Source organism: Mycetocola sp. Y719 (genome assembly GCF_056713205.1).
Window position 1 is genome coordinate 1,126,312 of record NZ_JBWYGY010000002.1, and the last position, 22,788, is coordinate 1,149,099.

Annotated in this window: 23 protein-coding genes; 16 read left to right on the plus strand and 7 right to left on the minus strand. The window is 66.7% G+C overall.

The window, feature by feature from the left end:
- Positions 1-95: 95 nt before the first annotated feature.
- The 5 genes from AC1M0F_RS11655 (at position 96) to AC1M0F_RS11675 (ending at position 4,254) form a co-directional block, all read left to right on the plus strand.
- A complete protein-coding gene (locus tag AC1M0F_RS11655) occupies positions 96-1,271 on the plus strand; it encodes a sensor histidine kinase (protein ID WP_480238389.1) in 1,176 nt (391 codons plus the stop codon).
- Positions 1,268-1,921, plus strand: a complete 654-nt coding sequence (locus AC1M0F_RS11660) for a response regulator (protein WP_480238390.1) — start codon at positions 1,268-1,270, stop codon at positions 1,919-1,921. The genes AC1M0F_RS11655 and AC1M0F_RS11660 overlap by 4 nt, the downstream gene beginning before the upstream one ends.
- A 117-nt stretch (positions 1,922-2,038) precedes the next feature.
- Entirely contained in the window at positions 2,039-2,647 is a 609-nt protein-coding gene (locus AC1M0F_RS11665) for a GNAT family N-acetyltransferase (protein ID WP_480238391.1), read from the plus strand.
- Positions 2,644-3,105, plus strand: coding sequence for an SRPBCC family protein (locus AC1M0F_RS11670; RefSeq protein ID WP_480238392.1), 462 nt, complete (start codon positions 2,644-2,646; stop codon positions 3,103-3,105). The genes AC1M0F_RS11665 and AC1M0F_RS11670 overlap by 4 nt, the downstream gene beginning before the upstream one ends.
- Before the next feature lie 48 nt (positions 3,106-3,153).
- Positions 3,154-4,254: an FUSC family protein gene (locus tag AC1M0F_RS11675; RefSeq protein ID WP_480238393.1), complete on the plus strand. Its 1,101-nt coding sequence runs from the start codon at positions 3,154-3,156 to the stop codon at positions 4,252-4,254.
- Between the two features lie 2 nt (positions 4,255-4,256).
- Here the strand turns inward: AC1M0F_RS11675 and AC1M0F_RS11680 are convergent, their stop codons facing one another.
- Entirely contained in the window at positions 4,257-5,336 is a 1,080-nt protein-coding gene (locus AC1M0F_RS11680) for a LacI family DNA-binding transcriptional regulator (protein WP_480238394.1), read from the minus strand.
- A 142-nt stretch (positions 5,337-5,478) separates the two neighbouring features.
- Here AC1M0F_RS11680 and AC1M0F_RS11685 point away from each other — a divergent pair, with 142 nt between their 5' ends.
- The 4 genes from AC1M0F_RS11685 (at position 5,479) to AC1M0F_RS11700 (ending at position 9,630) form a co-directional block, all read left to right on the plus strand.
- Positions 5,479-6,741, plus strand: a complete 1,263-nt coding sequence (locus tag AC1M0F_RS11685) for an MFS transporter (protein ID WP_480238395.1) — start codon at positions 5,479-5,481, stop codon at positions 6,739-6,741.
- A 67-nt stretch (positions 6,742-6,808) separates the two neighbouring features.
- Positions 6,809-7,504: an endonuclease NucS gene (gene nucS, locus AC1M0F_RS11690; RefSeq protein WP_480238396.1), complete on the plus strand. Its 696-nt coding sequence runs from the start codon at positions 6,809-6,811 to the stop codon at positions 7,502-7,504.
- 85 nt (positions 7,505-7,589) lie between these two features.
- On the plus strand, positions 7,590-8,294 hold the full coding sequence (locus AC1M0F_RS11695) for an HAD hydrolase-like protein (protein ID WP_480238397.1): 705 nt from the start codon (positions 7,590-7,592) through the stop codon (positions 8,292-8,294).
- Positions 8,295-8,346: 52 nt separating this feature from the next.
- Entirely contained in the window at positions 8,347-9,630 is a 1,284-nt protein-coding gene (locus tag AC1M0F_RS11700) for a coiled-coil domain-containing protein (RefSeq protein ID WP_480238398.1), read from the plus strand.
- 2 nt (positions 9,631-9,632) lie between these two features.
- Here AC1M0F_RS11700 and AC1M0F_RS11705 read toward each other — a convergent pair whose 3' ends face one another.
- Both AC1M0F_RS11705 and AC1M0F_RS11710 read right to left on the minus strand, forming a co-directional pair.
- Positions 9,633-10,712 carry a nitronate monooxygenase gene (locus AC1M0F_RS11705; protein ID WP_480238399.1) on the minus strand — a complete coding sequence of 360 codons (1,080 nt, stop codon included), beginning with the start codon at positions 10,710-10,712 and terminating at the stop codon, positions 9,633-9,635.
- On the minus strand, positions 10,684-11,295 hold the full coding sequence (locus tag AC1M0F_RS11710; protein WP_480238400.1) for a TetR/AcrR family transcriptional regulator: 612 nt from the start codon (positions 11,293-11,295) through the stop codon (positions 10,684-10,686). The genes AC1M0F_RS11705 and AC1M0F_RS11710 overlap by 29 nt, the downstream gene beginning before the upstream one ends.
- A gap of 75 nt (positions 11,296-11,370) precedes the next feature.
- Between AC1M0F_RS11710 and AC1M0F_RS11715 the strand changes: the two genes are divergently transcribed.
- From AC1M0F_RS11715 to AC1M0F_RS11735, 5 genes are all read left to right on the plus strand, one after another.
- Complete coding sequence (locus AC1M0F_RS11715; RefSeq protein ID WP_480238401.1) at positions 11,371-12,078, plus strand: SDR family NAD(P)-dependent oxidoreductase; 708 nt, start codon at positions 11,371-11,373, stop codon at positions 12,076-12,078.
- Entirely contained in the window at positions 12,078-12,503 is a 426-nt protein-coding gene (locus AC1M0F_RS11720; RefSeq protein WP_480238402.1) for a YybH family protein, read from the plus strand. The genes AC1M0F_RS11715 and AC1M0F_RS11720 overlap by 1 nt, the downstream gene beginning before the upstream one ends.
- 15 nt (positions 12,504-12,518) lie before the next feature.
- Complete coding sequence (locus tag AC1M0F_RS11725) at positions 12,519-13,478, plus strand: alpha/beta fold hydrolase (protein WP_480238403.1); 960 nt, start codon at positions 12,519-12,521, stop codon at positions 13,476-13,478.
- Between the two features lie 80 nt (positions 13,479-13,558).
- On the plus strand, positions 13,559-14,284 hold the full coding sequence (locus AC1M0F_RS11730; RefSeq protein ID WP_480238404.1) for a hypothetical protein: 726 nt from the start codon (positions 13,559-13,561) through the stop codon (positions 14,282-14,284).
- Positions 14,285-14,816: 532 nt separating this feature from the next.
- A complete protein-coding gene (locus tag AC1M0F_RS11735) occupies positions 14,817-15,890 on the plus strand; it encodes an alpha/beta fold hydrolase (RefSeq protein ID WP_480238405.1) in 1,074 nt (357 codons plus the stop codon).
- Between the two features lie 68 nt (positions 15,891-15,958).
- Here the strand turns inward: AC1M0F_RS11735 and AC1M0F_RS11740 are convergent, their stop codons facing one another.
- The 4 genes from AC1M0F_RS11740 to AC1M0F_RS11755 form a co-directional block, all read right to left on the minus strand.
- Positions 15,959-16,546: a sortase domain-containing protein gene (locus AC1M0F_RS11740; RefSeq protein ID WP_480238406.1), complete on the minus strand. Its 588-nt coding sequence runs from the start codon at positions 16,544-16,546 to the stop codon at positions 15,959-15,961.
- A 189-nt stretch (positions 16,547-16,735) separates the two neighbouring features.
- Entirely contained in the window at positions 16,736-18,319 is a 1,584-nt protein-coding gene (locus AC1M0F_RS11745; protein WP_480238407.1) for a glycoside hydrolase family 16 protein, read from the minus strand.
- Between the two features lie 237 nt (positions 18,320-18,556).
- Entirely contained in the window at positions 18,557-19,459 is a 903-nt protein-coding gene (locus tag AC1M0F_RS11750; protein WP_480238408.1) for an alpha-1,2-fucosyltransferase, read from the minus strand.
- A 125-nt stretch (positions 19,460-19,584) separates the two neighbouring features.
- Positions 19,585-20,421: a M23 family metallopeptidase gene (locus AC1M0F_RS11755; RefSeq protein WP_480238409.1), complete on the minus strand. Its 837-nt coding sequence runs from the start codon at positions 20,419-20,421 to the stop codon at positions 19,585-19,587.
- A gap of 511 nt (positions 20,422-20,932) precedes the next feature.
- On the opposite strand from AC1M0F_RS11755, the gene AC1M0F_RS11760 reads away from it, so the two are divergent.
- Complete coding sequence (locus AC1M0F_RS11760; protein ID WP_480238410.1) at positions 20,933-21,454, plus strand: N-acetyltransferase family protein; 522 nt, start codon at positions 20,933-20,935, stop codon at positions 21,452-21,454.
- Between the two features lie 139 nt (positions 21,455-21,593).
- Complete coding sequence (locus AC1M0F_RS11765) at positions 21,594-22,745, plus strand: AI-2E family transporter (protein ID WP_480238411.1); 1,152 nt, start codon at positions 21,594-21,596, stop codon at positions 22,743-22,745.
- Positions 22,746-22,788: the final 43 nt, after the last annotated feature.

Consider the following 22,788-nt stretch of genomic DNA (forward strand, 5'->3'; position numbering starts at 1 on the left):
CGTCGTCCATAGGGGGACCGACCCCCTGATTTTCCTCCCGAGATTCGCATCGCCACCCGGCCGGCCGGCCGACCCGAGTACGAGAGAGTAGTGCCGTGAACAATCCGAAATGGTGGGATGTCGCTGTGACGGCGACGACTCTCGTCGTCGGCATCGTTGTCGCGTTCGCGTCCGATGGGATCGACCAGTGGGGAGCATGGATCTCGCTGGCCCTGCTGTGCATCGTCTACTTCGTGCTCGGCCGCGGACTGGTCGGGGCGGCCGACAGAGACCCGGCACCGACGTCGGTGTGGCCGAGCATCACCTTTCAGGCGCTCCTCGCCGTCGTGGTGGGGGTGGGTGCCGCGTTCGAACCCAACATGCTGACCACCCAGTTCATCGTGTTCCCGCTCATCTGGGTGGTTTCGCTGAGCCGGAAGCAGGCCGTTCTCGCCAACATCGGCGCGGCCGCCGTGATGACCTCAGGTTTTCTCATCGGGCTGGGCGACGGCATCGAAGGGCTGATCCAGGCCCTGTTCGTCGGCGGTCTCTCGCTCGGCTTCAGCCTGGCTCTCGGCCTCTGGATCACAAGCATCGCCGAGTACGGCGAAGAACGGCAGCGTCTGCTGGACGACCTGCAGGCGGCACAGGGCGAGCTCGAATTGATGAGCAGGGATGCCGGGGCGACCGCAGAACGCGAACGCATCGCCCGCGAGATCCACGACACGATCGCGCAGAGCCTGACAAGCGTCGTCATGCTCGCGCAGCGCGCCCGCCTCGAGCAACCCGCTCCCGATTCGACGCTCGAACTCATCGAGTCCACGGCCCGTGACGCGCTCAGCGAAGCGCGCGCCCTCGTGACAGCCAACGCGGGCCTGCCCGCGAGCGACGCGTCACTCGCCGACACCCTCGACCGGCTCGGCGAGCGCTTCTCCCGCGAGACCGGCGTCACCGTGACCACTGAGACGACTCTGGCCGATCTGCCTCGAGACATCGAGGTCGTCCTGCTGCGCTGCGCCCAGGAGGGTCTCGCCAACGTGAGGAAGCACGCGCAGGCACGGACGGCATCCGTCACCGTCGTCCAGGGCGACAGCGCCGTGAGCCTCCGCGTGACGGACGACGGACGCGGTCTCGACGGATTCCAGCCCGGTGACGAGCGCGGTTTCGGCCTCAGCGGCATGCGCGACAGGGTGGGGCTCGTCGGCGGCACGCTGACCGTCGCGGATGCCGTCCGCACGTCTGGAACGGAACTCACCGTCGACATCCCCCTCGGAAAGGACGCGTCAGAATGACCGAACAGCCGATCCGCGTCGTCGTGGCCGACGATCACCCCATCGTCCGGTCGGGCATCGCCTCCCTGCTCTCGCTCGCCGACGGCATCGAGGTGGTCGCCGAGGCGGCGAACGGCGTGGAGGCGGTGGCCCTGGCCCAGGAACACCGGCCGGATCTCGTTCTGATGGATCTCCGGATGCCCGTCCCAGGTGGCGAGGAGCTCGACGGCGCTGCGGCGACGGCCCGGATCATCGCCACTGTGCCTGGGACCCGTGTGCTCATCCTCACCACGTACGAGACCGACGACCACATCCTCGGCGCCATCGAAGCGGGTGCCAGCGGATACCTGCTCAAGGCGGCACCTCAGGACGAGATCGTCGCCGGCGTGCGCTCCGTCGTGGGCGGCCAGACGGTGCTTGCGCCGGCCATCGCGGCGAAACTCGTCGACCGGATGCGCCAGGGTGCCGCCGTGACACCGCCGAAGCTCAGCGCCCGTGAACTCGACGTCCTGCGCCTGGTGGCGACCGGCGACAGCAACCCGGTCATCGCCAAGCGGCTGTTCATCAGCGAAGCGACTGTGAAGACGCACCTCCTCCACGCGTTCGAGAAGCTCGGCGTCAGCGACCGTACCCGCGCGGTCACGCTCGCGCTCGAACTCGGCCTGCTCTGAGCTCGCCTGCCCTCCGTCCCGCGACATAGCAGTTGCGCACCCAACGGACCCGGAGTTCGCGATTTTAAGTGCGTGACTGCAATCTCGCGCGCTGAGGACCGCTCGCTAGCATGAGGCATGCGCGCATTCGAGTTCCGTGGGCCCATCGAGACCGAGCGGCTGATCCTCCGTCTCGAAACGGATGCCGACGTCGACGCCATCCACTCCTGGCAGTCGCGGGCGGATGTCTGCGAATACCTCCTCTACGAGCCGCGCGACCGCGACACCGTGGCCGCGAAGGTCGCCCAGGATGCCGGGAGGACGCGGCTGGAGAAGGACGGCGACTACCTCCAGCTCGCCGTGCAGCGCACGGACGACGACCGGGTCATCGGCCAGATGTACTTCACCATCGAGAAGGCGAAGAACGCCACGCTCGAGATCGGCTGGGTCTTCCATCCGGACGTCACAGGCAATGGCTACGCGAGCGAGTCCGCCCTGGCGCTGATGGCCGTCGGCTTCGAGACGATGGGGGCGCACCGCATCTTCGCGTCGCTCACTCCCGAGAACACGGCATCCGTTCGCCTGTGTCTGCGGCTCGGGATGCGCGAGGAGGCACACTTCGTCGAGGACCTGTTCGTGAAGGGCCGCTGGGAGGACACCGGGGTCTACGCGATGCTCGACCGGGAGTGGCCGGCCGCGAAGGTACGAACCCGGGAACGACGACAACAGAGAAGAGACGCAGAATGACGATCGACACCACGAAGGGCTTCACGCTCGTTCGCAACATCGACGCGACGCCCATCGAGATCTGGGAGGCATGGACGAACCCGGACGAGACCGCCCACTGGTGGCATCCGGCCGGATTCAGCACCCCTCGGGAGGACGTCCGGATCGATGCCCGCGTCGGCGGTCGCTATTCGTGCACGATCGTCAACGACGCAACCGGCGAACGATATCCGACGGGTGGAGAGTACCGCGAGGTCGTTCCACCCGAGAAGCTCGTCTTCACCTGGGGCAGCCCCGACGACGACCCGGACGACTGCCCACTCGTCACAGTGACGATCAGGGATCTGGGTGAGCTCACGCGCTTGACCTTCGATCTGCGCGGATATGACGGCCTGTCAGGCGACGACGTGCACGACGGTTGGGACAGCGTGCTCGACGCGCTGATCTCGCACCTGGGGCAGACGGATGTGTTCGGCTGAGGCCGCTCACGGATAGCTCTCCCAGCGCGCCCCTGTGATGATGAAGGCATGCCCCCAGCTGTCCCCGACGTTCACCGCACAGGAACACGCCTGAAGTCCTGGCTCCTCCACCCGCGGCTGCTCCTCGCCATCAAGACCGCCATCGCCGTCGGGATCGCCTGGCTCGTCGCGCCCCTCATGCCCGGTGTCGCCGACGATTACCCGTACTACGCGCCGCTCGGCGCGCTCATCAGCATGTCGCCGACCCTGATGGGATCGGTCAGGCAGGGCGTCCAGACGATCGTCGCCCTCGCCATCGGCATCGCACTGGCGGCAGCCGTCATCCTGCTCTGGGAGCCGAATGTCTTCTCCATCTCCATCGTCGTGGGGATCGGTGTGCTCATCGCCGGGAGCCGCTGGCTGACTGCCGGCGGCGACTACGTGGCCGTCGCCGCGCTGTTCGTGCTGATCATCGGAGGCCCGAACGCCGACGACTACTCGACCGGATACCTCGTGCAGACAGCGGTGGGCGTCGCCGTCGGGCTCGCCGTGAACCTGCTCGTGTTCCCGCCACTCAACCTCACTGCCGCCGTCGTGCAGCTCGCGGATTTCCGCTCACAACTCGCGTCCCACCTGCGCGACATCGCGGCCGCCCTCGTCGAGAGCTGGCCGCCGGAGCATGACGAGTGGGCAGGGCGCAGCGACGCACTCGCCACCACAGCCGAGAACGTTCGCACCGCGGTCAGCCACGCCGACGAGAGCCGCAAGCTCAACCCGCGGGCGAAACTGCACCACCGCGACCTCCAGAAGGACTACGAGGATCTCACCGACCTCGAGACCATCACCTTCCACGTCCGCGATCTCACCGGCGTCCTGGCCACAGCGATCTGGGACAGTCCGTTCCCCGCCGAGCTCCCTGAGGCACTCCGGGAGCCGCTGAGCAACACCGTCGAAGCGGTCGCCGCTGTGCTGACCGCCCGCATTGCCGGAGACGACATCACCGAGAGCGTCGCAGCGGCCGACGAGACGCTCGACGTTCTGCTCGCGCAGTTCGACGAGCAGCGCGAATTCGCTCCGTCGTCACTCAGCCCCGCGGCGACCGTGGCCATGGATTTGCGCCGGATCCTCGCGATCATGCGCGCGAGCACACCTGCAGCGTCTGACGCCTGACGTCAGGCCGGCACTGGGCCGGTCGTGTCACCAGGCTGGAACCTCACGTCGAACGCGACCGGGTCAGGCGTACGACCGGCGAGCATCTCGACGACGGCACGCCCCGCGGCAGCACCCTTGCCCTGTGAGGGTTGCCAGACGGTCGTGAGCGACCGCTCGAGACCGTCGACGCGGATGCCGTCGAATCCGACGACGCTGAGATCCTCAGGAACGCTCAGGCCGAGTTCGTCCGCCGCAGCGAGAACCCCGGCGGCGAGGAGGTCGCTCTGCGCGATGATCGCGGTCGGCCGGTCTGCGGCGGGGACATCGAGAAGGGCGAGCGCTGCTTCCCGGCCGGCGTCGCTGCGGCTGCCGCCGGCGATCATGCCGCTGATCTCCGGGTAGACGTCGCGGGCACCGGCGATCCGCTCGATCGTGGTTGTGACGGTCGCTGCGGCCTCGCTCGCGGCGGTCAGCGGCCCGACACTGCGGTCCCGGTCGAGCCCGAGTGCGACGATCGCGACCCGGCGATGACCGAGGTCCCGGAGGTGCTGCGCGAGCATGCGGCTGCCTCCCCGGTTGTCCACGCTGATCGTGTAGACGCCGGTGTCGTCCGCCCCCTCGATCTGGACCATCGGGATGTTCCGTCGCTTGAGCACGTCGAGCGTGCCGAGCGCGTCGGCATTGCAGCCGACCAGCACGACGGCATCCACGGGGGCGGTGGTCACCGTGACCTGCCCGTCGCCGAGGTCCGGCATCAGGAGGAGCCCGGCACCGATGGCGCTGATCTCCTCGGCCAGGCCGTCGAGGGTCTGGATGAGGACGGGGTCACGGAAGGACACCCCGATCCGCGCGGGGATGAGGGCACCGATGATGCCGCTGTGCCCGCGCCGAAGCGACTGGGCGAGCGGGTCCGGACCGCCGTACTGCAACTCGGCTGCCGCGGCGAGGACCCTGGCCCGAGTGTCGTCGGAGACCGGACCGCGTCCGCTGAACGCGAGCGACGCGGTCGAGGGTGAGACCCCGGCCCGCGCGGCCACGGCGGCCAGCGTCGGGCGCGCGCCTGGCCGGCCCTCGCCGGATGCCTCTGCCTGGCCGTTCATGCGCTCCTTCTTCGATCGAACCGTCGCGGCGTCGAATTCGACGGGTCCGCTTGAGAGTTGTTGCGCTCTCGGCTAGCTTAGGCGAAGTCGACTCGAATCGATTCGACCCCAGTACTCTTCTCAGAACCTCTCCGAAATCGATATGGCTTCCACTTCTTTGTCTCCTTCTCCCGCCCTCCGCCCCCGGAACGAACTCGTCGCCTGGCGAAACGCCATCTTCGTGATCTTCACGCTCTCCGGATTGAGCATCGCGACCTGGGCGGCGAGGCTCCCTGAGATCAAGTCCAACCTCGACGTGTCCACCGGGTCGATCGGCATCCTGATCCTCGGAATGAGTGTCGGCTCGATCCTCGGCCTGATGGCATCCGCTGCGTTGCTCGTCCGCCTGGGCGCCCGGTCGGGGATGGTTCTGGCCCTGAGCCTCGTCTCGGTCGGTCTCGTGCTCATCGGCATCGGCGCCGGCGTCGTCTTCTCACCGGTCCTCGTCTTCGTCGGGCTCGCCCTGTTCGGGTTCGGCAACGGAACGGTCGACGTGATGATGAACGTCGAGGGCGCCGCGGCCGAGACCGAACTCGGCAAGACGGTCCTGCCGCTGATGCATGCGTGCTTCAGCCTCGGAACCGTGATCGGCGCCGCCATCGGCGCAGCGGCATCCGTTCTCGACATCGACGTGACGTGGCACGCCATCGCCATGGCCGTACTCATCGCGGTGACGGCCGTCATCTCCGTTCGGTTCGTGCCGCTGCGCGACGAACTCGGTGACGAGACCCCCACCCACTCCCACACGAGCGACTGGAAATCACGGCTGCGAGCCAACCTGTCGGTCTGGACAGACGTGCGGCTCATCCTCATCGGCGTGATCATGCTCGGCATGGCCTTCGCCGAGGGCAGCGCCAACGACTGGCTCGCGCTCGCGACGGTCGAGGGCCACGGCCAGTCCGAAGCCACAGGGGCGCTCGTGTTCGGAGTGTTCGTCTCTGCCATGACCATCGGCCGTGTGGCAGGCGGGCCCCTCATCGACCGCTTCGGTCGCGTGCTCGTGTTGCAGGTCTCCGCGATCTCGGCGATCGTCGGCCTCCTCGTCTTCATCCTCGGCCCGAACCTCGGCGTGATCGTCGTCGGCGCCGTGCTCTGGGGACTGGGAAGCGCACTCGGATTCCCGCTCGGGATGTCGGCTGCCGCAGAAGGCGCGAACGCCGCTGCCCGCGTGAGTGCCGTCGCCATGATCGGCTACCTGGCCTTCCTCGTCGGACCGCCCCTGATCGGCATCCTCGGCGACTACGTCGGCCTGCTCAACGCCCTGTACGTGGTGCTGATCCTCGTGGTGCTCTCCGGGCTCGCCAGCCCCGCGGCCAGGGAACACCGCCGTTCATCCGTCGCACATGCAGACATTCCGGACGCATGACCGACAGCTGCGACGGACGAACCGCCGCGCGGCATCCCGCCCGGCCAACGCCAGCTAAACTCGTCGAGTGCGTTTGGTGATTGCGAAGTGTTCGGTGGACTACGCCGGGCGACTCTCGGCGCACCTTCCGCTCGCGACACGCCTGCTCATGCTCAAGAGCGACGGCAGCCTGCTGGTCCACTCGGACGGCGGCAGCTACAAGCCCCTCAACTGGATGAGCCCGCCGTGCACACTCAGTGTCTCCGAACCCGACGATGACCAGGCGGATGCCGGCATCCTCGAGCTCTGGAAGGTCACCCACGCGAAGACCGGTGACCAGCTCATCGTGTCGCTGTACGAGGTCTACTCGGACTCGTCCCATGAGTTCGGCGTCGACCCCGGTCTCCAGAAGGACGGCGTCGAGGCGCACCTCCAGAAGCTCCTCGCCGAGCAGATCGACCTCCTCGGTGACGGCCACACCCTGGTCAGGCGCGAGTACATGACCGCCATCGGTCCTGTGGACATCCTCGCCCGCGATTCGGCAGGAGCCTCCGTGGCCGTCGAGCTGAAACGCCGCGGAGACATCGACGGCGTCGAGCAGCTCACCCGCTATCTCGAGCTGATGAATCGCGACCCGCACCTTGCCCCAGTTCGGGGCGTGTTCGCTGCCCAGGAGATCAAGCCGCAGGCGCGAACGCTGGCCGAGGATCGAGGCATCCGGTGCCTCGTTCTCGACTATGACGCGATGCGAGGCCTCGACAACGCCGACGGTCGCCTGTTCTGACTCCCGCCCGCCGGCGATGCAGGGGCGGAGGCATTCCCGACAAATTGTCGCGTTGCCCGCGAAACTGCCTACTATAGGAGTCCCTATGTCTATTTCCTCTCCTGAACTGACGAGCACGGGCTCCATCATCGTCAACCGCACCTGGTCGTGCATCCTCTTCGACCTCGACGGAACGATCACTGACTCAGCCCCCGGCATCGTAGCGCGACTGGCCAAGATGTTCGCCGCGCTGAACCTTCCTGTACCCTCCGACGACGAGCTGCTGCACTGGGTCGGCCCTCCGATGCTCGAATCGCTCGAACTGCGTGCGGGCATGTCCCCGACCGAGGCCTTCGACGCGCTCACGGTCTACCGCGGCATCTCCGACGTCGACGGCCCGTGGACCGGATCCGCGGTCTACCCGGGCATCGCCGGCCTGATAAAGAAGATCGCCGCGAGTGGAATCCCTCTGGCGATCGCGAGCAGCAAGCCCGAATCGCAGATCAACGCCGTGCTCGGCCACTTCGGCCTGCTCGACTACTTCACCGTGATCTGCGGCGCCTCTGAAGACGAGACCAGGAGCGCCAAAGCGGATGTCGTCGCTGAGGCCATCGTGCGGCTCACCGAGAAGGGCGTCGACCTCACGCACACCGTGCTCGTCGGCGACCGCCACCACGACGTCGAAGGCGCAGCCGTCCACGGCATCCCGACCATCATGGTCGAGTGGGGCTACGGGTCCCCGGCGGAAGCGACCCACGCGATGGCTGTCGTGCACTCGGCGGACCAGCTCTCGAAGCTCCTCCTGGGCTGACTGCCCGCCCCGTTCTCGGCGTCCTCCCACCGCTGCGCCATAGGGTCGAGTCATGACTGACGGACTCTGGTGGCTCCCGTCCCTGATCGTGTTCGGAACGGTCGGTCTCGGTGTCTTCGCCGGAATCCGCGCCTCCGCCGCGCGACGCAAGAGGCTCGGCAGAGGGACCTCTGACACCCTCGCCGCCCTCGAGCAGCAGGCCGGAGTCGCGCTCGTGCGCGCAGACGACCTTGTGCACAGGGCCGAGGAGGAGGTCGACTTCGCCGCTGCCCAGTTCGGAGATGCAGCAGCGAAGGACTTTGCCGCCACTGTCACGTCCGCCCGCGATCGGTTGCGTGAGGCGTTCCGCCTGCACCAGCAGCTCGCAGACGAAGTGCCCGACAGCGACTCCCAGCGTCGACGCTGGAACGAGCGGATCCTCGAGCTGTGCACAGCCGTGAACCAGGTGATCGATACCCAGACCAGCGGCCTCGACGAAAGACGCGCGATCGAGCGAGACGCTCCGAACCGGCTCGGCGAACTCGATCAGGGCGTCTCCGCAACCGAAGCACGCCTGACCGAGGCGGAGGCCACCCTGGAACGGCTCGCCGGCAAGTTCGCGCCAGGCACGATCGCTTCGGTGACGGATGCCCCCTCTCGCGCCCGTGGCGCCCTCACGCACGCCCGTGCAGCGCTCCAGCGCGCACAGGCCAGGGTTGCGGAGCGGGAGACCGCGGCCGAGGCCCTGGACGACGCCGCCGAGCAGCTGCTCACTGCGCGGCACGCGCTCGACAGCGTGTCGAGAACTGCGGCCGGCCTGGACGCAGCACACGCCGAGCTCGCCACCACCGTGGAACGCGCGCGCGCAGCAGTCGATGAGGCACGCCGGCTGAGGGATGCCGCCGAGGTGCCTGAGGCGGCAACCGAGATCTCGTCGGCCATGTCCGTTGTGACCGCAGCACTCGCCGGCGCGGCAGTGCGCACCGACCTGCCGGACCCACTGGCCCGACTGGACGCCCTCCGCGAGGCGGAGTCTCGGCTCGATGCGGCGCTGTCGAGCGCCCGCAGCCGGCAGCAGCGACTCGACTCTGCGCGGGAGGCGCTTCGCGGCGCTCTCTTCTCCGCACGCAGTCACCTGGATGTGGCGTCGTCGTTCATCGCCGGCAACCGCGGGCGGGTCGGCCCCGACGCCAGGACCCGGCTCGCCGAGGCCGAGCGCCAGCTCGCCCTCGCCGAAGCGGCGGACGATCCGGTCGATGCCCTCGACACCGCGAGGCGCGTCTCCCGGCTCGCCCAGGATGCCGACGCACTCGCCCGGTACGACGTCGGCCCAGGGACGGCGCCGTACAAACGCTGAACCTAGACGCCTGAGGCGAGGTACGCAAGGACGTCAGCGGTGCCACCGGTCGGAATCCTCGCGTGCCCGGTTCCGGCCCAGAGGTGAAGCCCCTGCGGGTCACCGGCGGCAGCTGCCGCCCGCCGGAGCGGACTCGTCAGATGGTGAAGTGCCGGGTACCCGGAGGGCGCCGCGGCCGTGTGCCGTTCGGTGAAGTCGTTGCGCAGGGCCCGCGCCGGCCGACCGGTGAAGGCGCGCGTGACGACGGTGTGGGTGAATCGCGGGTCGACGAGCGCGTCCTTGTGGGTCTGGGAAGCGCCGCTCTCTGGCGTCAGCAACAGCGCTGTGCCGACAGCGACGGCATCCGCCCCTGCCGTCAATGCGTCCACGACACTGCCGGGAGTGGAGACGCCACCTGCTGCGATGAGCGGTCGCCGGGTGACGGACCGCACACGGCGCAGCAGGACGCCGATCGGCAGTTCGGGCGGGGTCTCCCTCGGGGTGAAGGTACCCGAGTGGCCTCCGGCCGCCGAAGCCTGGACGACGAGTGCGTCCGCGCCTGCCGCGATCGCTGCTTCCGCCTCGCCGGCAGATGTCACGGTCAGGAGGATCACGCTCCCCGCGGCCTTCAGAACTCGAATCGTCCGCGGGTCGGGGATGCCGAAGGTGAAGCTCACGACCGGCACCGGGTCCTGCGTGAGCAGATCGACCTTCTCCTGCCAGGCGTCGTCGTCTTCACGCGGCTCGCCGTCATCGATCGCCATCCCGCGTCGCCCGGCCTCGACCTGCATCCGACGAACATAGGCACGGTACTCGGACGGGTCGACAGCGATCGGGTTCGGGGCGAAGAGGTTCACCCCGAACCGTGAGGTGGCGCTCCGGACGAGACGAATCTGTTCGGCGACATCCGCGGGAGTCCTGTAGCCGGCGGCGAGCAGACCGATGCTTCCCGCTGATGCCGCCGCGTCGACCATCGCGGGGGTCGTCGGCCCCCCTGCCATGGGCGCAGCGAGCACGGGGAGGGTGGCGCCGATGTCGGTGAGGAGCGACGTCATGAGGTTCGTGTTCCGTGGATCAGGCTGTCGCCCGGGAGTCCGCGACACCGAGCAGTCGCATGCTGTTCTGCCAGAGCGCGTCCAGCTGCGCGGGATCGTTGAACAGCTTGGCGAAGAGGACCATGCCCTCGATCTGGGCCACGATCGACTTCGCGGCCTCGCGCGGCGTTGCCACCGTCAGTTCGCCGGCCTCATCCCCTGAGCGGAGCGCAGCCTCCACGATGTCGATCTGCTCCTCGAAGATCTCCTGGAGCCGGGACCTCACCGGGTCGTCCTGGCCGCTGACCTCGAGCGCGAGGTTCCCGAAGAGGCAGCCGACGACGGCCCCAGTGCCATTCACGGCCTGCTGCTGCACTTCGGTCGTCAGGACGAACAGCTCACGAAGACGTTCCGTGACGGGGCCGGGTGCAGTGAGGACGCGCAGCCATTCGGCGCGCTGATTCTCCCAGTGCTTGTCAATGACCGCCAGAGCGAGAGCCTGCTTGGACGGGAAGAAGTAGTAGAAGCTCCCCTTCGGCACCTGGGCTTCCGCCGCGATCTCGGCCACGCCAATCGTGCCGTACGAGCGCTGGCCGAAAAGCTTGGTGCCAGCTGTGAGTATCCGGTCTCCAGCATCTGATTTTCTTCCCATGTTGCAATTATACGACCGGTCGGCTATAAATGTCTATGTCGGTAGACGACCGACCATCTAGTAAGGAAGTAAACAATGGAATCACGCAAGGTAGCCCTCATCACCGGAGGCTCACAAGGCATCGGTGCAGGGCTCGTCGAGGGGTACCGACGACTCGGCTACGCCGTCGTCGCCAACTCTCGCACCATCGCACCATCGGACGACCAGGACCTGGTCACCGTTGCCGGCGACATCTCGGACCCGTCGGTCGCCGAAGCAGTTGTCGCCGCGGCGGTTGACTCGTTCGGTCGGGTGGATACGCTGGTGAACAACGCTGGCATTTTCATCGCCAAGCCGTTCCTCGACTACACGATCGAGGACTTCGACACCGCCCTCAGCGTCAACCTGGGCGGATTCTTCCACATCACCCAGAAAGCCGTCGCGCAGATGTCCGCGCAGGGTTCCGGTCACGTCGTGAACGTGACAACCACCCTGGTCGAGCACGCCCTCACGAACGTGCCCTCTGCTCTCGCGTCCCTCACCAAGGGTGGCACAGCAGCGGTGACCAAGTCCCTCGCAATCGAGTACGCAGCGCGCGGCATCCGCTTCAATGCGGTCTCCCCCGGCATCATCAAGACGCCGCTCCACTCGCCCGAGACCTTCGACACCTACGCAGGACTGCACCCCGTCGGCCGCATGGGAACCATCGACGACATCGTGCACGGCGTCCTGTACCTCGAGCAGGCTCCGTTCGTCACCGGCGAGTTCCTGCACGTCGACGGCGGCCAGAGCGCGGGCAACTAATGAATGTCGCCCAGACGGATGCCGTCGGCCGGGCCACGATCGTGACCGGTGTGCTCCAGAGATGGGCCACCGCGATCGGCGAGCACCGTCCGGGCGACGTCGCATCCACCTTCACAGAGGACGCAATTTTCCAGGGCTTCGACGAGACACATTCCGTGGGTCGCGCTGGGGTCACCGCTTATTACGCGAAGCAGCCGGTCGGGCTCACAGCCTCCTTCCGGGTCCTCGAACTGCGAGAGGTCACGATCGACGACCTGCTTGCCTACGTCGACGTCGACTTTCACCGACCCGATGGAACCATGATCCCGGTTCACCTCACCGCCATGCTCCGGAACGTCTCCGGGAACTGGCAGATCAGTCACTACCACGTCTCGAAAATCGAACGTCCAATCGGGCTCGACACTTCCGCCGAACCCACACACTAAAAGGAAAAGAAGAAAATGAACACCTCTGTTACCCAGTTCGCATCCGCCGAGGGCCTCGGGTCCGTTTCCGGAGCCCCCAACCTGCCAGACGGCTTTGCGGACACCTTCTCCAGCCGGTACATCCAGGCCGGCGACGTGAAGCTGCACGCCGTGGTCGGCGGCGAGGGTCCTGCCCTCCTGCTCGTGCACGGCTGGCCCGAATCCTGGTACGCCTGGCGCCTGATCATGCCTGAGCTGGCGAAGAACTACCGGGTCATCGCTGTGGACCAGCGCGGAATGGGCCTGTCAGACAAGCCGCAGGGCGGATACGACACGGCGACCCTCGCGAACGACCTCGTCGCACTCATGGACGCACTCGGTGAGGACCGTTTCGCCATCGCCGGCCACGACACCGGGCTCGCGATCAGCTACGCCCTTCTCGCGGATCACCCCGAGCGGGTCGAGCGCGCAGCACTCCTGGAAATCCCCGGAGCTCCCGGAACGACCCCCGCCCCGCCGTTCTTCGTGCCTGCCCCTGTCAACAACAAGCTCTGGCACCTTTCGTTCAACCGGGTCGAGGACCTGGCGGAAAAGCTGATCGAGGGACGCGAAGACGTCTTCTATGGCTATGAGTTCGAGGTCCAGGGCGGAAACCTGCCCAGCGAGGTCACCGACTACTACATCGCCATGCTCTCCAACCCCGACTCCCTCCGCGGCGGCCTCGGCTTCTACCGAGCCTTCGACGCCACACTGGCGCAGAACGGCGAGCGCGCCACTCGCAAGCTCTCCACTCCGCTTCTGGGAATCGGCGGCGAGCGGAGCTACGGCGACCACGTCGGCGAAGCCCTCCAGGCCGTCGCCGAGAACGTGGAGACCGTGGTCATCACCGGTGCCGGACACTGGGTCGCCGAGGAGGCACCCGACCAGGTGCTCGCAGCGATGACCGCGTTCCTCGCCCCGATCCGTGACGGTCGGGCGATGAGCAACGCGAGCTAGCTCGTAGCCCTCACGACCACACCGGCGCCGGGTCGATTCATCGACCCGGCGCCGGAGCCCGCTCAGAAAGGAGAGCATTCATGACAAATTTAGAAGACATCGTCATCGCCGCGCATGGAGACATCGAACGGTGGCGATCGTTCAATACACTGACCGCCCAGGTCACCAACGGTGGCGTGCTGTGGGACATCAAAGGCCAGACCGGCCTTCTCGACCACTACACCGTCTCGATCGATCTACACCGCCAATTCGCGAGCCACAGTCCATTCGGGGGCGCGGGGCGAAAAAGCCGTTACACTCCAGATCGAGTCGCTGTCATGACCACTGGGGACGACGTCATCGAGGAACGCGTCAACCCACGAGCGGCCTTCGCGGGACACGTGCTGGAAACGCCATGGGACCAACTGGACTCTGTCTACTTCGCCGGCTACGCGATGTGGAACTACCTGACTGAACCCTTCACCTTCGCTGAGCCAGGCTTCACATTCACAGAGCTCGAACCCTGGGACGAGGACGGTGAGACGTGGCGCCGCCTGCAAGTTGCGTTCCCGGAGCATCTGACCACTCACTCCACGGTTCAGACCTACTACATCGACGACAGCGGCCTGATTCGACGCCACGACTACTCCCCTGACGTCTTGGGCCCGAGCAATCGGGACTCTGCGCACTATAGCTGGGCACATAAAGAGTTCGACGGCTTCATGTTCCCGACGAAGCGATCGGTGCACCTCACCGATGAGAGCGGCCACAAGGTACCGGACCCGGTCATCGTGTCGATCGAGGTGGACGAGATCGCCCTGTCTTGAGTAGCACCGTCGAGTCTCGGCGACAGGTGAAGATCGCGAGATCAACTCGCCGAGCTCGGGCCTGGCGCGCGCGCGGGTTGCGGGTAGTCAGGGCGTACAAACGAAGAAGCTCCTCACGCTTTGCGGGGTGAGGAGCTTCTTCGTGTGGTCGGGCGGCTGACGAAGATGGTTCTACGGCCAGCACCCCAAACGGCGATTGAGGCGAACGTGAGGCTCTTCGGACTTCTTGTTGCGGTCGCCTCTCAACAGGGGTAGATTCCGGAATGCCGAGGATTCCTCGCCTTCCCTCCCTGGGTGCAGAGGCAGAGCGCCATCGGTCCCGCCCGACAGCGAGCCCCGCATCTTGGTAGCGCTTTCGCGCGGAAATTTCTTGTTGATCGGGCGGTTCGCGGCCCGGAGCCCCACAAGAGCGCTGAAGCCGTGTCCAGCTGCCCAGGCTGACAAGCCTGGGGTCGTGCACCATCCGCCCTTCTCCGAGCCTCGGTCACCGCAACTGAACACTCCGACCTGTGTCTCACGAGAGGAGACCACAATGTCCACTACTTCCGAAGAACCCGAACCGGGCGCTGACGCCGCATCGTCACCCCCCGGGAACGGGGTTTCGCGCCGCGGCCTTGTGGTCGGCGGCGCGGCCGCCGCCGGCATCGCGCTGGCATCCACCACCGGTTCGTCTACAGCGTTCGCCTCCAACCGGGGCCCTCACGGGTCCGTCGCAGACGCGCCACGGCTCCCGGCGGGATTCACGAAGACGTTCAAAGACAAATTCGTGAAAGCGAACGGCATCCGCCAGCACGTGGTCATCGGGGGGAACGGTCCGCCGTTGCTCCTCGTGCACGGCTGGCCGGAGAACTGGTACGCGTGGCGGCTCATGATGCCAGCCCTCGCGGAGACGTACACCGTCGTCGCCGTCGACCAGCGTGGCATCGGCCTCACCGACAAGCCGGCGAGCGGCTACGACGCCGGCACACTCGCCAACGATCTGGCGGCTCTGATGACCAGGCTGGGCTACGCACGGTTCTCCGTCGTCGGCCACGACACGGGGTACGTGATCAGCTACGCGCTCGCAGCCGACCACCGCGACCGGGTCGACCGGCTCGTCGTCGCAGAGATCCCCGGCCCTCCCGGGGTCGGCGAGAACCCGTACGGCCCGCCGTACTTCGTGCCGGAGCATGACAACAACAGGCTCTGGCACATCGCATTCAATCGGGTGAACGACGAATTGATCGTCAACATGGTCAAGAGCAACGCGAACGAGTACTACCGGTACGAGTTCGCCGTCCAGGGCGGAGGCCAGACCCTCCCGGACTACGCGATCAGGTACTACATCGGCCTGTACACCCGGAACAGGGACATCCTGCGTGCGAGCTTCGGGCTATACCGCGCCTGGTCGGAGACGCTGGAGCAGAACATCGTGCGCTCCGGCGTTCCGCTCACCATCCCGGTCCTCGGCATCGGGGGCGAGAACAGCTGGGGTCTCGCGGCCGGTGGCGGCCTGGCCCCTGCCGCGCCCGGCGTCCAGTCCGTCTCCATCCCCGGCGTCGGTCACTGGGTCGCCGAACAGGCTCCGGTCAAGATGGTCGAACTCATCACGACGTTCCTCGCCTGAACACTGCCTCAGGGCGCGCCGTGCGACGTGCGCCCTGAGGCAGCCGAGGGCAAACCTGATCCGCCGGGTCAGCCGGCCGGTGTGAACGATTCGAAGACGCCGTAGGCGATCACCCGTTCAGCGGTCGACCCCATGGGGCTGCAGGCCACGAAGGTGATGATGCGATCGCGTACCGCTGAGCCGCTCTGGTGCGGCACCGGATAGGTGACCTCGATGGCAGACGGGTCGACGTACTCCGACGAGCGGAAACGGTACTCGAAACGCCCCTCGGCCGTGTCCACATAGATCGGGTCGCCGATGACGAGAGTGTGGATGTTGTAGAGCGGCTTGCCATAGGTGACCCGGTGCCCGGCCAGCGCGAAGTTGCCGAGACCGCCTGCAGCAGCGCTGCGGGGAAAGTGACCGACCATGTGGTTGAGGACGTCCCGCTCCCCGATTCCCTCGCCGATCTGCACGGCGAACTCCGCCCCGAAGCGCGGTATCCGCAGGGTGCCGAGAATAGTGGGCGTCGCTGTGCGGACCGTGGTCTCACCCGACGCGACCGGCGACACCGGCACGGCCCCTGCCGCCAGCGGACCGCTCACCCCGAGCGCGACGGCGAGCAGAAGGGCGGATGCTGCGCGCATCAGCGCAGAGAAGGAGCGATTCGTGGTCATGTCGCTCCCGTCCGCCGCATCTGCCGCTCGCCTCAACGCTAGGCGACAGGACGGTGCACCGCCACCGCCAACACCGTGGAGACCGCCGGCATCCGCTCACGGGCAGGGACGCGGGAACGACGAAGGGCCCCGGCACGGATGCCGGGGCCCTTCGCTGTGATGATCAGGCCGGAGCCGAATCAGGGCCGATTAGCCCTGGTACTTCCAGATCTTGACGTAGTCGACCTGGTAGTCCAGCGGCTGCGTCCAGCTCTTGTTCTTCGGGTCGGGGAGACCCCAGTACTCAGCCGAAGGGCCGACGTGCAGGTTGAGGCGCACGTGCAGCGGCGAGCCGAAGTACTCCTTGTTCCAGAGCATCGGGTGCGTCTTCGGCGTTGCCGTAGCGATCTTCACGTCATCGACGTACATCGCCGCGTAGGTCGGGGTCAGCTCGAACGCGTAGGTGTGGAAACCATCCCACGGCTTGGAGGTCGCGCCCTGCTGGGAGTGAGTCCAGAAGAACTTCTCTCCGCCACCCATGGTCTTGCTGTGGATGGTGGTGGTCGCGGTGTCGATCTTCTGGCCGCCGGGGGCAGCCTTCTCGTTGTAGCCCCAGGCCTCCATGATGTCGATCTCGCCGGAGTTGGAGTTACGCAGCCAGAAGGCAGCGAGCGAGCCGTAGGTCTTCGGGCCGGTCGGCGTCTTGGCGCGGATCTCCCAGCGGCCGTACTGCTGGGCGTACGACATGTCGCCGCTCTTCAGCACACGCTGGTCGATGTAGCCCGTCTTGTGCGTGAGCACCGGGGCACCTGCTGCGCCTGCCGGGCGCTGGATCGGGGTGTCGAGCCAGTCAGCCTTGAGGTGGGCGATGCCGTTGTTGTCGACGGTCACCTGGTCCTTGGTCGGAACCGCGACGTCGGCGAGGAGGCCGAGGTTGCTGCGGTCTCGGACGTTCCACTTGGACGGGTCGATGGCCGGCTGGCCAGACGCGTTCTTGTAGGTGAAGTTGTCCTGCCAGGCCGGGGTGCCCCACGCAGCGCCGGCGCCGGTGTCAGGCGCCGTCGGGGTGGTGGGAGGCGTCGGAGCGACCGGGGTGGTCGGCTTCGGAGGGGTGGTCGGCGCGGTGGTCGGAGGAGTGACCGGCGGCTTGGCCGGCGTCGTCGGCGGGGTCACCGCTGCAGACTTCTCCAGGGTGACCTGGGCGTCGAAGCTGATGTTGTGGGTGGCGCGCCAGTTGGACTGGACCTGTGCCGAGATCAGGTTCGCGCCCGTCTTGAGCGCGGATGCCGGAACGGTCACCGTGATCTTGCTGGCCTTGGCCTTCACGGTCTGGGGAGCTGCGGTCGCGTAGCTGGTGTCCTTGACCTCGCCGGCCTTCAGGTTCTTGCGAACCGCTTCGGTGCCGTTGACGTAGACGATGACGCCGTCATCGGCCCACGTGGTGAGCGTGATGCCCTTGGCGGGAACGGCGTCAAGCGAGAACGACTTCTGGAAATACGACGCCAGCGGCTTCTTCGTGAAGCTGTTCGGGAGCTTCGTTCCGAGGGTGCCGGTGTTGAGGCCGAAGCCGAAGGGCGCCTTGCCCGTCGCCCAGGAGGCGGCCTTCGTCTTCCAGGTCGAGGTGGGGGCAGCAGCACCGCGGTAGTAGTTCCAGCCGGTGCTGCTGAACGAGACCACTGTCTCGGTGGATGCCGCTGCGGCGCTGGCCGGGGCGGCGGATGTTGCGTTAGGGATGAGGAAGCCGGCGGTCAGTGCCGCGGCGACCATGGTCGATGTGAGTATCTTTTTTCGCACGAGTTATGTATGCCTATTCGTCGGGATGAGCCGAGAGGCCCTGTGGGTTTGTCCCCCATAGTGGGGGGCAAAGACCGAGCTAACGTAACTGCTTTTAGCTGGCAATTACCTGTGTGAAACGCAGTTTTTTCGACGATTGATAGGAGAGTATGCAATCGAATTGCACCGTCGACCTGCGATTTAATGAGAAAGGTTCACGGATGCAACAAAGTTCGACACGCCGACCGGGACTCTCAACTAGAACCTGAGCCATTCGGGGGGGACGAGCTCGGTGGCATCGCTGTGTTCATCGGCGAACCAGACGGCCGGCGCGATCACCGGATTCTCGGCCGTCGCTGGCGGCCCGAGCCAGCCGGCCCACCAGCTGAAGGTGCTGTTGGCGATGACTTTGGATGAGCACGCGGACATCAACGCGATCTCCCCTCCGTCCTGCAGCGTGGCATCCGTCGGGCAGACACGGTCACCCTCCCGCACGAGGTTCGCCGTCATCCACTCAGGGTCGTCGCCGAACCACACCCGGTTTCGATGCCCGAGGGCGTCGAGGTGGGCGAGGGCGCGATCGTAGTAGTCCTTGCCGAGGACGCCGTGCCTGGCGGTGTTGTGCGGCACGGCCAGGTAGTCACCGCGGCGAACGTGGACGGCGACGCTGTGGGGGTCGCTGGAGAGCTCCAGGGCAAGACGCCGCCCGGAGGGGGTCAGCATGGAATCGAGCAGGCCGCTGACGGCCTCGCGCACGCCATCGGCCGACGCGGTGAAGTAGTGCGGCGACTGGAAGTAACCCATCAGGTACGAGCGGCCGCCGAGCCGTTCGAGCACGGAGCGGTCGTGCCCCGACTTCTTCTGTTTGACCAGGCGGAGGCCTGACCCGTCATTGATCCACCCCCGTTTCTGTGCGAACGCGAGAATGAGCCCGGAGAACCGGGAGAACCGCTGGTCGGACCTGATCAGCGGCGCGATCACGAGGGGACGATCACCCCGGCAGCGCACGCTGTCGATCAGAACAGTCCGTCCGGAGTCCTCGAGCGCACGGGTGAAGGCCCACTCGAACAGTTGATTGCCGAGCCCGCCCTGCAGGGTGAGCAGGATCTCTTTGTCTTTCACACGCCAGCGCACGTCCCACCATTCCTGTGGCCATGCCACGTCGCGCCGCCGGCGACGGGACCACCAGCGGGAGAGTGGAGCCAACGATAGGGTGAGCAACCCTCACGGGGACAGTCCCCCGAACATGTGACGCCTCAAGGCGGGGTACGTGGTCGTGCGGGAGGCTAGAGCGTGACGCCCCTGGATGCCATGTACGGCACGGGGTTCGTGAAGTTCCCGGCGATGCGGATCTTGAGGTCGAGGTGGCATCCGCTCACCACTCCGGTCGCACCGATGCCGGCGACGACGGTGCCTGCTTCGATCAGCTGCCCGACGGACACTGTGAAGGAGCCGGTCTGGACGTGCCCGTAGATCGACTCGATTCCACCACCGTGGTCGACGATGACGCGCTGTCCGTATGCTCCGGCAGAACCGGTGAAGGTGACCCGTCCGGCGGAGACAGCTTTGATCGGCGTTCCGCAGCTGGCGCCGAAGTCGACCCCGTCGTGGAATGAGTTCGAGCACCCGGCCCCGTTGCAGACGAGACCTCGAGGACCGTACGGGGAGGAAATCCCTGCGGCGACCGGACGAATCCAGGTGTCGCTCTTTCCGGCGAGGAAGGCGGTCAGTTCGGGGTCGTTGGCGTTGTAGACGTAGTCGCCGTACCCGTTCGACTGGCTTGACCGGCTCGCGGCGAGCTTGGCAGCCTCTGCTGCGGCCTTTGCCGCCTTCGCGGCCTGCAGTTCCTCGGCCGACGTCGCCGAGTAGGAGTCCCGGGCGAGCTCCGGCCTGGTCCAGTCGGGGACCGTGAGCGACTGGGCCCCGGTGTCATGGGTCTGCGCGAGAACCGTGCTCTCCTCGGAGGTGAACGCGTAGGCGGGCAGGGCGACCGTGCCGAAGATACCGGGGACGGCGACGGCCACGATCAGGAGGGAACGGATCGACTTCCACCGTGACGGCTTCGCCACAGGGCGGGCGGATGCCTTCGGCTGCGAGCCGGCTACACGGGCTGCGACGGGCACAGACGCGGTCGATGGGGAGGAAGGGGGGGCGACGGGCACGGCTGCGGCGACCGCTGGTGCGACAGTAACCGGCGCGGCCACCGTCACCGTCGACGCATCAACAGTGCTGGACGCATCAACAGCGCTGGACGCATCAACAGTGCTTGACGCATCAGCAGTGCTGGAGGAGCCTGGGACAGGCGCCGATGATCGTGCGGCTGCTTCCCGCAGGCTCCTGCGGGTGGGGAGGGCCGAATTGGGGTCGATTGCGGAGTCGCTTGCCGCCCGTTCGGGCTCTCGGCTGGTCTCGTCAATCATCACAAAAATTCTCCGCGCGCCAGAATTCAGGCCCCGGCACGACCGTTTTTCACGGCGCGTGTCGCGGTCAGGCTGACGCTGATGTTCAGTGGTGGACGGGAACATAATAGCCCTCGCCCGATTTCGGGTACCTCTGAGGATAGCCGAAGCCACCTGAGAGGACACTCCCAGTTTGGGTGGTCGCCTCCGTCGCAAGCGGGTACGGTCGTCCTTCATGACCGTCGTTCTGCGCAATCCAACCCTCGAGGATGCCGCCGATATCGGCCGTATCCACCAGCAATGCTGGGTCGAAACCTACGATTCACTGGTCGATCCGGAGTTCTGGGAGCACTCCACCGAGGCCCGCCGGATCGGCATGTGGGAGCGGATGCTGCGCCGCGAGGATGACGGAAGACGTCTCGTGGTCGCAGAGGTCGACGACGAGATCATCGGCTTCGCGCTGGTCGGCCCGTACGTTGCTCGCGAGCATCCGGGCCACGCTCCGGCGGAGGAGCTCGAAGTGCGGATGCTCTACGTTCTCCGCGCCCATCACGGCAGCGGCATCGGCCAGCAGCTCCTCGATGCCGTCCTCGCCCCGGATGAGTCGGCACAACTATGGGTGGCAGAGCGGAACCCGCGGGCGCAGGCGTTCTACCGTCGCAACGGCTTCGAGCCGGATGGCAGCCGGGACCCCACTCGGCACCATGGCGGCGACCTCACGGCCATCCGGATGCTCCGCAATGGGCAGGACGTCTGACCGGCCCTCCGCCGAACGGCGAAAGAAGTGTAGCCACCCCTTGTGGCATTCGGCGAGCCGACCGGCGGCATCCGCTCAGTGCGGCACGATGGAGTCGAGGGCATCGGCCGCCGCCGGGCTCGAACGAGGTGTGGGGACCATGCGTAAGAAGAACAAGAACATCACGGCCGACGTCGACCAGGCCGACCTGAAGCCGGACTTCGCGCTGCAGCGCGGCGCCGGTGCTGCGGGTTTCAGCATCGCCGCGTACCGCATCGGGCTCGTCGGGGGCCTCGGCGTTCTCACCGCGCTGCTGATCGCGGGCATCCTGGGGCAGCTCAGCACCGTGCTCGTCTACATCGGCCTCGCCATCTTCCTATCGCTGGGACTCGATCCCCTCGTCACCTGGCTGGAGAAACGCATCCCGCGCGGTCTCGCGATCCTGCTCGTCGTCATTGCCGTCCTCGGGACGTTCGCCGGGTTGCTCTTCGCCGTCATCCCCGTCCTCGTCGAGCAGGCCGCGAACCTCGTCGAGGACTTCCCGCGCCTGCAGAAGGAGGTCCAGACCAGCGACTTCATCAAGCAACTGGAGAGCGCGTTCGGCGGATCGCTGAGCATTGCGGATGCCCTGACCGGCGCCATCGACTTCATCAGCGACCCGAAGAACCTCGTCGCGATCGGCGGCGGGCTCGCCGCAGTCGGAGCTGGAGTCGCCAGCGGTGTGACCGGCGCCACGATCGTCCTCATCCTCACCCTGTACTTCCTCGCCTCCCTCCGTTCCATGAAGGGCGTGGCCTTCCGGTTCGTTCCGGCCTACCGCCGCGTCGGCTTCGCGAAGATCACCGAAGAGATCACGAGCGCCGTCGGCCGCTACGTCGTCGGTCAGCTCAGCCTCGCCCTGTGCAACGGCATCCTCAGCCTCATCTTCCTGTCGATCATCGGGGCTCCGCTGCCGTTCCTCCTCGCGATGATCGCGTTCCTCGGATCGCTCGTCCCGCTGGTCGGAACACTCACCGCCTCGATCATCAACACCCTGATCTGCCTCTTCGTCTCCCCCACTACGGCACTGTTCGCCGGCATCTACTACCTGATCTACATGCAGATCGAGGCATACGTGCTGAGCCCACGCATCATGAGCCGCGCGGTGGCCGTACCGGGCGCGATCGTGGTCATCGCCGCGGTCGCCGGCGGGGCGATCGGTGGAATCCTCGGCGCACTTGTCGCCATCCCCGTTGCGGCATCGGCGATCATCATCATCCAGAAGGTCGTCTTCCCGATCCAGGACTCGAAGGTCTCGCCGAGCGGCGCCTGACCTGCCCAGGGGGTCTTGACCCTCCTGGACGTCAGGAGAAGAC

Excerpts from the sequence above, each read along its gene's own strand:
- AC1M0F_RS11660 (WP_480238390.1), top strand. The coding sequence starts at position 1,268 with ATGACCGAACAGCCGATCCGCGTCGTCGTGGCCGACGATCACCCCATC.
- AC1M0F_RS11665 (WP_480238391.1), top strand. The coding sequence starts at position 2,039 with ATGCGCGCATTCGAGTTCCGTGGGCCCATCGAGACCGAGCGGCTGATC.
- AC1M0F_RS11670 (WP_480238392.1), top strand. The coding sequence starts at position 2,644 with ATGACGATCGACACCACGAAGGGCTTCACGCTCGTTCGCAACATCGAC.
- AC1M0F_RS11675 (WP_480238393.1), top strand. The coding sequence starts at position 3,154 with ATGCCCCCAGCTGTCCCCGACGTTCACCGCACAGGAACACGCCTGAAG.
- AC1M0F_RS11680 (WP_480238394.1), bottom strand. The coding sequence starts at position 5,336 with ATGAACGGCCAGGCAGAGGCATCCGGCGAGGGCCGGCCAGGCGCGCGC.
- AC1M0F_RS11685 (WP_480238395.1), top strand. The coding sequence starts at position 5,479 with ATGGCTTCCACTTCTTTGTCTCCTTCTCCCGCCCTCCGCCCCCGGAAC.
- AC1M0F_RS11695 (WP_480238397.1), top strand. The coding sequence starts at position 7,590 with ATGTCTATTTCCTCTCCTGAACTGACGAGCACGGGCTCCATCATCGTC.
- AC1M0F_RS11700 (WP_480238398.1), top strand. The coding sequence starts at position 8,347 with ATGACTGACGGACTCTGGTGGCTCCCGTCCCTGATCGTGTTCGGAACG.
- AC1M0F_RS11710 (WP_480238400.1), bottom strand. The coding sequence starts at position 11,295 with ATGGGAAGAAAATCAGATGCTGGAGACCGGATACTCACAGCTGGCACC.
- AC1M0F_RS11715 (WP_480238401.1), top strand. The coding sequence starts at position 11,371 with ATGGAATCACGCAAGGTAGCCCTCATCACCGGAGGCTCACAAGGCATC.
- AC1M0F_RS11720 (WP_480238402.1), top strand. The coding sequence starts at position 12,078 with ATGAATGTCGCCCAGACGGATGCCGTCGGCCGGGCCACGATCGTGACC.
- AC1M0F_RS11725 (WP_480238403.1), top strand. The coding sequence starts at position 12,519 with ATGAACACCTCTGTTACCCAGTTCGCATCCGCCGAGGGCCTCGGGTCC.
- AC1M0F_RS11730 (WP_480238404.1), top strand. The coding sequence starts at position 13,559 with ATGACAAATTTAGAAGACATCGTCATCGCCGCGCATGGAGACATCGAA.
- AC1M0F_RS11735 (WP_480238405.1), top strand. The coding sequence starts at position 14,817 with ATGTCCACTACTTCCGAAGAACCCGAACCGGGCGCTGACGCCGCATCG.
- AC1M0F_RS11740 (WP_480238406.1), bottom strand. The coding sequence starts at position 16,546 with ATGACCACGAATCGCTCCTTCTCTGCGCTGATGCGCGCAGCATCCGCC.
- AC1M0F_RS11760 (WP_480238410.1), top strand. The coding sequence starts at position 20,933 with ATGACCGTCGTTCTGCGCAATCCAACCCTCGAGGATGCCGCCGATATC.
- AC1M0F_RS11765 (WP_480238411.1), top strand. The coding sequence starts at position 21,594 with ATGCGTAAGAAGAACAAGAACATCACGGCCGACGTCGACCAGGCCGAC.